This window comes from Rhodopseudomonas sp. B29 (assembly GCF_000333455.1).
GTDB lineage: Bacteria > Pseudomonadota > Alphaproteobacteria > Rhizobiales > Xanthobacteraceae > Rhodopseudomonas.
Window position 1 is genome coordinate 1 of sequence record NZ_BADD01000577.1, and the last position, 2224, is coordinate 2224.

General features: G+C 68.1%; 2 protein-coding genes. Both read left to right on the forward strand.

What is annotated here, in order from left to right:
* A partial coding sequence (locus I5M_RS20560) for a VWA-like domain-containing protein (RefSeq protein WP_022723117.1) occupies positions 1–857 on the forward strand: 857 nt, incomplete at its 5' end.
* A gap of 20 nt (positions 858–877) precedes the next feature.
* Positions 878–2224 (forward strand): carotenoid oxygenase family protein (locus I5M_RS20565; RefSeq protein WP_022723118.1); only part of this gene is annotated, 1347 nt, incomplete at its 3' end.

The following is a 2224-nucleotide window of genomic DNA, read 5'->3' on the forward strand; positions in this document are numbered from 1 at the left end:
CAGGAGAATCCGGCAGCGGCTCGCAGGCCGGCGCGCAGTCGGACAATGCCGGCAAAGGCGGCGAGCAGCAGACCTCCGAGTCCTCCGAGCAAACTACCAACATGCGCGCCGACGGGGAGAAATCCGCCAAGGTGCGCGAACTCGGCAAAAGGGGCGAGCGCGATCTGGTGCCGAGCGCGGAGTCGCAATCGCGGCCCGAAGCCGAGGCCGAAAACGCCCGCGAGTGGAGCGAACGCATCCTGCGCGGCCATGCCGGCGACGGCGCGTTCTCGATGCTGCGCACGCTGATCGCCGACCTGCCGCACAGCCGCACGCCGTGGGCGCAGGTGTTGCGTGTCCAGCTGGCGCGCGGGCTGGCCCGCAAGCCGGCGCTGACCTGGTCGCGCCCTGCCCGCTCCTACATCGCCAATCAGGGCCGCGTCGGCCATCACCGCATGCCGTTCGAGCCGGGATTCTCGCCGAGCAAGAACGAACCGAAGCTGGCGCTGATCGTCGACGTTTCGGGCTCGATCGAGGACGACCTGATGCAGCGCTTCGCCCGCGAGATCGAGGCGATCACGCGGCGGCAGGAAGCGGGCCTGGTGCTGATCATCGGCGACGAGCGCGTGCGCCAGGTGACGTTCTACGAACCCGGCAAGCGCTTCGAGTTGTCGGAGATCGAATTTTCCGGCGGCGGCGGAACCGATTTCTCGCCGCTGCTCGCCGAAGCCGACCGCCATCGGCCGGACATCACCGTGGTGCTGACCGATCTCGAAGGCCCGGCGGACTTTCGGCCGCGATCTCCGGTGATTTGGGCGGTGCCGGAAGCCTTTGCTGCGACCAAGCAACCGTTCGGACGATTACTTGCGCTGAACTAACCGCTCGCCAGGAGCTCACGATGCTGCAGCCCACAGGCATTCCGGATGCGTGCGACAATCTCGCGCCGATCCCGATGGAATGTGACGCGCCGAATCTGCCGATCAAGGGCGAGCTGCCGCGCGAGCTGAACGGCACGCTGTATCGCAACGGCGCCAATCCGCAGTTCTTTTCGCCGCGCGCGCACTGGTTCTTCGGCGACGGCATGCTGCACGCCTTTCATCTGGAGAACGGCCGCGCCTCCTATCGCAATCGCTGGGTGCGCACGCCGAAATGGCTCGCCGAGCACGAGGCCGGCCGGCCGCTCTACGGCGAATACAATCTGAAGCTACCCGACTCGCCGGCCTCGGCGCCCGACGACGGCGGCGTCGCCAACACCAACATCGTGTTCCACGCCGGCAAGCTGCTGGCGCTCGAAGAGGCGCATCTGCCGACCGAGATCGAACCCGGCACGCTGGCGACGCGCGGCTATCACTCCTATGGCGGCGCGCTCAAAGGCCCGTTCACCGCGCATCCCAAGATCGATCCGGTCACCGGCGAAATGCTGTTCTTCGGTTACAACGCCGACGGCCCGTTGAAACGCACGATGTCGTTCGGCGCGATCGACGCCTCCGGCCGCGTGACGCGCTACGAGCGCTTCAAGGCGCCGTATGCGGCGATGGTGCACGACTTCATCGTCACCGAGCACCATGTGCTGTTCCCGATCCTGCCGCTGACCGGCAGCATCTGGCGCGCGATGCGCGGGCGCCCGCCCTATGCCTGGGACCCGCGCAAGGGCTCCTGGATCGGCGTGATGAAGCGCTCCGGCACGACGCGCGACATCCGCTGGTTCCGCGGCGAGGCCTGCTTCGTCTTCCATGTGATGAACGCCTGGGAGGACGGCACCAAAATCATCGCCGACGTGATGCAGTCCGAAGAGGCGCCGCTGTTCACCCATCCGGACGGCCGCCGCACGGATCCGGAAAAAGGCCGCGCCCGGCTGTGCCGATGGAGCTTCGACCTCGCCGGCAACACCAACGGCTTCAGCCGCACCTATCTGGACGACATCAGCGGCGAGTTTCCGCGCATCGACGAGCGCCGCGCCGGGCTGAGGAGCCGCCACGGCTGGTACGCCTGCGCCAATCCGGAGACGCCGACGCTCGGCCAGCTCTCCGGCCTGGTGCATGTCGATGGCGACGGCCAGCGCTGCGGCCGCTATCTGCTGTCGCCCGGCGACACGATCGGCGAGCCGGTGTTCGTGCCGCGCAGCCCCGATGCCGCCGAGGCCGACGGCTGGCTGCTGGCGGTGGTATGGCGGGGCTGTGAAAACCGCAGCGATCTGGCGGTGTTTGCGGCCGGCGACATCGCCGCCGGGCCGGTCGCTCTGGTG